The 5,559-nt window shown below is 71.7% G+C and carries 5 protein-coding genes; 4 read left to right on the plus strand and 1 reads right to left on the minus strand.

The window, feature by feature from the left end:
• The first annotated feature begins 129 nt into the window (after positions 1-129).
• The 4 genes from E1285_RS42655 (at position 130) to E1285_RS42670 (ending at position 4,635) form a co-directional block, all read left to right on the plus strand.
• Positions 130-801: an alpha/beta hydrolase gene (locus E1285_RS42655; protein ID WP_132160592.1), complete on the plus strand. Its 672-nt coding sequence runs from the start codon at positions 130-132 to the stop codon at positions 799-801.
• A 310-nt stretch (positions 802-1,111) separates the two neighbouring features.
• Positions 1,112-1,879, plus strand: a complete 768-nt coding sequence (locus tag E1285_RS42660) for a peptidoglycan recognition family protein (protein WP_132160593.1) — start codon at positions 1,112-1,114, stop codon at positions 1,877-1,879.
• A gap of 174 nt (positions 1,880-2,053) precedes the next feature.
• On the plus strand, positions 2,054-3,484 hold the full coding sequence (locus E1285_RS42665; RefSeq protein WP_132160594.1) for a hypothetical protein: 1,431 nt from the start codon (positions 2,054-2,056) through the stop codon (positions 3,482-3,484).
• A complete protein-coding gene (locus E1285_RS42670) occupies positions 3,481-4,635 on the plus strand; it encodes a hypothetical protein (RefSeq protein ID WP_132160596.1) in 1,155 nt (384 codons plus the stop codon). The genes E1285_RS42665 and E1285_RS42670 overlap by 4 nt, the downstream gene beginning before the upstream one ends.
• Here E1285_RS42670 and E1285_RS42675 read toward each other — a convergent pair.
• Positions 4,628-5,440: a PIG-L family deacetylase gene (locus E1285_RS42675; protein WP_132160598.1), complete on the minus strand. Its 813-nt coding sequence runs from the start codon at positions 5,438-5,440 to the stop codon at positions 4,628-4,630. The genes E1285_RS42670 and E1285_RS42675 overlap by 8 nt on opposite strands.
• Positions 5,441-5,559: the final 119 nt, after the last annotated feature.

The raw sequence follows: 5,559 nt of genomic DNA on the forward strand, positions 1-5,559 counted from the left end.
CGGCCACCATCGCCATCAACGGCACCCACCAGACCTTCGCCCCCGCCATCCCCGACAAGCAGCAAGCCATCCTCAACGCGATCCAGAACCCAGACCCTCACGCACTAAGCGAATGAGCCAACTCAGGTCGTGCTGCTTCATGGGACGACTCAGACGCCCGGGGGGTGGGACCGGCTCGTCGATGCGCTGCGCGACCTCGGTCACCGTGCCCTGACGGTCGATCTCACGAGCGACGACGAGCTGGACGCCGGCGGTTACGCCGAGACCGTGGCCGCGAAGGTGCCCGGCGATCTGGACGCGCCGGTCGTCGTCGCGCATTCCGGCGCCGGCGTCATCCTGCCCGCGGTCGCCCGGCGGCTCGGTGCCGCCCGCCAGGTTTGGCTGGCCGCGTTCGTTCCAGACGGGAAACGCGGCCTGCTGGAGGAGGTCTCGGCCGTGCCGGAGGAGGTCTTCAATCCGGAATGGCTGGGCAAGGATCCGACGAGCGACCCGGAGTCGGCCGCCCACTTCCTCTTCCACGACTGCGATCCGGACACACGGCGCTGGGCGCTGACCACGCTGCGCCTGTTCGTCCCGCAGCGTCCCTACCGGGAGCCGGTCGCTCTGGCGCCGGGCATCCCTTCGACCTACGTGCTGGCCACAGCCGACCGGACGCTCCGGCCCGAATGGTGCCGGCGCCAGGCCGCGGCCAGGCTCGGCGCCGAGATCGTGGAGATCGAGGCCGGCCACTGCCCGCACGTCTCCCGGCCGGAGGAGGTCGCCGCCATCCTCGGCCGGGCGGCGGCGTCCGCGCGTTCCTGACATGCGGGTGCCGGGGCGCTGAAGCACCTCGGCGGCCGGAATGCCCTGCTCGCGAACCCGGAGCCGCCCTCGCCCCCGCCCACCGGCCGCCGGATCCTGCGCGGTGGGCCTCGCCGGCTGACCGCCGCTCCGGACCGGCCGTCCCCTTCTCCCGCACGCGCCGAGAATCCACAGTCGGGCGGTCCGTGAATTGGCACAAAATCACACCGTGCACGCAAATCCGAGATAGGCACGGTAGTCCCTATTGTCTCAGTTGTTGGCATTCGCGACCATGGCTCTGGTTGATCAACATCTCCGGAGGGAGTTGCACATGGACGCGGAAATCCGTCTCACCCGGCGGGGTCTTCTCGGGGGCACAGGTGCGGTCCTGGGCGGCGCCTTGCTGGGGCCGGTGGCCGGTGCGCCGCCCGCGGCCTCGGCACAGGCCGCGCCGCGCCTGTACACGCGCTCCGAGTGGGGGGCGCGGCCGCCCACGTCGGCGGCGACGGTGCTGGACCAGGGCCCCGACCACATCGTCGTGCACCACACCGCCACGGCGAACTCCACCGACTACTCGCTGGAGCACGCCTTCTCGCTGTCGCGCTCGATCCAGAACTTCCACATGGACGGCAACGGCTGGGCCGACACCGGTCAGCAGCTCACCATCAGCCGCGGCGGCCACCTGATGGAGGGACGCAACCGCAGCGCCGAGGCCATCAGCGCGGGCCGGCACGTCGTCGGCGCGCATACCGGGAACCACAACAGCCACACGATCGGCATCGAGAACGAAGGCATCTACATGACCGCGGGCCCCACCGGCTCGCTCTGGAGCGAGCTCGTCGCGACCTGCGCATGGCTGTGCGACGTCTACCAGCTCGACCCGCACGCGGCCATCGTCGGGCACCGCGACTACAACGCCACCGCCTGCCCGGGCGACGTCCTGTACGCGCGGCTGCCGCAACTGCGCAACGAGGTCGCCGGCAGCCTCGGCGCGCGGCGCGTCAAGCAGGCCGCCCCGGCCGTGCCCAGCGGCCTGCCCGGACCCCGCCACACCTTCGACCACGGACCGGCCGTCGGCCCCGGCGAGTCGATCCGCTGATCCGCGAGCGCCGGCGCCCGGTTTATCGGGAGGCCGGCGGCTCCGGCGTGGTGTTACGGTTCGGGAGCCGGCCGCGGGACTTCGGTGTGACTTCCGGAACCCACCTGTAGTGATGATTCGCTGTTCGCGCCCTCCTTCCCCGGCCGGCCCCTCAGCCCCCGAACCTGGAAACCGATGACCGAGACGTTCGCGGAACTGGTCGCGTGCGAGGACGCGCTGATGTTCGTCAACGCGGCCATCACGTCGACCGGCCAGCGGGAATTCCAGCGTTACGCCGGTGATCAGCGGCTTAGCCTGGATTTCCTCCACGAATACATGCTCGTGAATTACCGGGAGGTGTACGCCGCCGCCCTCGCGCTAAACGTCAACGACCACAATGCGGCGATCATCATCCGGAATCTGCTGGTGCGGGCGGGGGACGCCGGCATCGACGAGCGCCGGTACGAGGGGCGGCTGATCGCGCGGCGGCTGGAGACGATGCCGCAGCACCGGGTCTACCGGGTCTTCCGCGAACTGCGGCGGAGCGGCGTGAACAACCGGCGGACGCGCGCCATCATCCGGGACTGGATGGCCGGCCGCCGCGACCCGGCGTTCGACTCGGTCAAGTACCGGGGAGCGGTGAAGATCGCAGCGCGGCACGCGCACCTGCGGCTTCGCGGGGAGCAGCACGACTTCCTGTTCGCGCCGTTCAGCGTCAAGGCGTTCAGGACGCCGATCTACGAGCAGTGGCGCCGGGCGCACTACGAACAGGCAGCGATCTACGAGCTGCCGTACACCGTCGCGGAGGGGTTCGCGGCCAAGCACAAGATCCCGCGCGAAGTGTTCCTGGAGCGCATCGAGCCCCGGATGACCCGCCTGGAGCGGCTCCGCCTGCAGGCCAACGGAGGACAGGCCGTCCGCGCGGACCTGGGGCAGACGCCCCTCACCCGGCTCGCCTCGTACGTGCTGTCCCTCTCGCTGGACGCGCGGGCCGAGCGGCGGGCCGAGCTGACCGGGGCTCTGCGCACCGCCGCGCGGCGCGTGGCGGGGGCCGCGCGCGGATCGTGGGGCAGGGTCGCCGCGGTCCTGGACGACAGCTACTCGTCGATGGGGTCCGGGCAGAAGCGGCGGCGCCCGCTGGCGGTCGCCCTCGCCTCGAACTACCTGCTGGAGGCGCTCGCGAAGGAGTACACGCCGCTGTGGACGTCGGGACGCACCGACGAGCTGCTGCTGTACCCGTCCGGGCCGACGCCGCTGGGGGAGCGGATCATCGACGCGCTGGAGACCGGGCCCGAGCGGCTCATCATCGTCTCGGACGGCTGGGACAACGCGCCGCCCGGCCTCGCCGGGGACGTCCTGCGGATCTGGCGGACGCGGCTCGACCCGGGCCACCGGCGGGCGGCCGGGCAGCGCACGATGATCGCCCACCTGAACCCGGTGTACGACGCCGACGACTTCGATGTCCGGCGGCTGTCGCCGGCCGTGCCGACCGCCGGCATCCGGGACGCCGAGGACCTGCCGACGCTGGTCGAGCTGGGCCGCTTCGCGGAGGGACGGGTCGGCCTGGAGCAGCTGCGGTCCCACCTGGACGACCGGGCCGCCCGCTTCCTGGGGGATCGCGCATGACGTTCCGGCTGGAGGGGCTGGAGACCAGACCCGCGCAGACGTGGGGCGCCGTGCGGATCGTCCCGCTCGTCCGGGACGAGCCCGTCCCGCACCTGCGGCTGCACCGGAAGGTCTACGACGAACCGGTGACGGCCGTCGAGGCCGGCGACGGGACCACCTACACCGCCTACGTCCCGCACGCGTTCGTGGCGACCTGGAGCGAGGACGCCCAGATGCCCGCCGCCTCCTACGGGACCCGGCTGCTGCGGCACGACGGCGCCGCCGTCCTGCCGTGCATGCCGGTGCGGAACACGCGGCGGATGAAGCGGACGGCGCGCAGGACGGGCAAGGACCGGCTCCGCTTCCTGCCGCTGCACCTGGCCGTGGAGGGCTACCTCGCGCTGCACTTCGGCGGTCCGGAGATCGCCTGGGAGGAATGGTCGCGCAGGGCGGTCACGCATGGGCTTTCCCCCCGGTACGAGGAGACCTACCTCGGGCTCCAGGTCCGGGGACTGGAGGACGCCCTCCGGCTCTTCGAGATCCATCCGGGGCAGTGCGGCGTGATGGTGTACGTGGCGGACGCGCTGGCCAGCGCGTTCGTCGTCCCGCATCCCGATGACTACCGGGCGCTGCACCCGACGCTGGTCGAGGACCTCTTCGGCGAGCTGATCTACCTGAACGGCCTGCTGAGGGCGCCCGCGGCCGACCTGTCGGCGGGGATCGACGACGCGGAGGTCCGCTCGCTCGACGACCTGCGGGCGGCGGCGCGGAGGAGGCGGGCCGAGTGGGCCGCCTTCCACGACGACGTCATGGCCGGGCGGCTCTTCGACGAGGACGGGTCCCGCCAGGTCGTCCAGTACCTGAACGGCTTCGAGCTGTCGCGGTTCCTGCCGTCGTTCGGCCTGCGCAGGGAGAACCACATCGGCGAGACGATCACCGGCACCGACGGCCGCGTCGCCTACATGAAGACGTTCCGGCTCTCGGACGCCCAGGTCAAACGCGGCTTCCTGCTCAAGCAGCTCGCCGCGCACGACTGGCGGCTGGACGCCACGGCCGCCACTCTGGGCACCGGCGAGGCGGCCCTGGCGCTACGGCTCGAACGCACCGGGTTCGGCTACCTGCTGCGCCAGGACGTCCTCGACCACTACCGGGCCCAGGCGCGCGTCACCTGAGACCTTCGAACAGGTCCTCTTCCTTGTCGGGCGCCTCGACGCGGCAGTAGTGGCGGACGAAGGACTCGAACGAGAACGCCGCCTGCTGCATCTCCTCCGGCAGCCGCAGGAGGAAGATGTTCTCGCCCTGGCTCGCGTGCGCCTGGAGCGCCTTCCGTTTGGCGTCCACGTGCGCGGACACGTCGATCATGCTGGTGATCAGCTCGTCGGGGGTGCCGAAGTCGTCGGGCGGGTCGAAATCGATCTCCACGCCCGCCTCCCGGATGGTCTCGAACATCTGCTTCATGCCCGAGCGGGGCATCGCGGTGTAGTACAGCTTGTCCGGCACGCCGCTCTTCCCGGCCGCGGCCAGCGCGATGCGGTGGGCCTGGATGTGGTCGGGGTGCCCGTAACCGCCGTTCTCGTCGTAGGTGACGACGACCTGCGGCCGGTAGCGCTCCATCAGCTCGGCGAGCCGACCGGCCGCCTCGTCCAGCGGGACGTTCGCGAACGCCTCGGGATCGTCGTTGGCCGACCAGCCGTCCATGCCGGAGTCGCGGTAGCCGAGCGTTTCCAGGTGCCCGACGCCGAGCAGGCCGGCAGACTCGCGCAACTCGGCGAGGCGCCGCTCGGCCACCTCTGCGGCGTCGTGGCCGGGTTCGCCCGGCTTCACTCCGCCGGAGTCGTCGCCCTGCTCCCCGTTGGTGCAGGTCACCAGCACCGTGCGGATGCCTTCGGCGGCGCAGCGGGCGAGCAGGCCGCCGGTCCCGAGCACCTCGTCGTCGGGGTGGGCGTGGACGGCCATCAGCGTGAGTTCGTGCGTCATCCGGGCTCCTCGTCGTTCGGCCGCCCACTCTACGCGGGCCCACTGACACCGGTCGGCCCGGCCGCGTCCGGCGGCCGGGGTCCGGGGTTCGGAGCCCGTCCTTCGGTGGTGGGCGGGGG

Source organism: Actinomadura sp. 7K507 (assembly GCF_004348425.1).
In the GTDB taxonomy this organism is placed as follows: Bacteria; Actinomycetota; Actinomycetes; order Streptosporangiales; family Streptosporangiaceae; genus Spirillospora.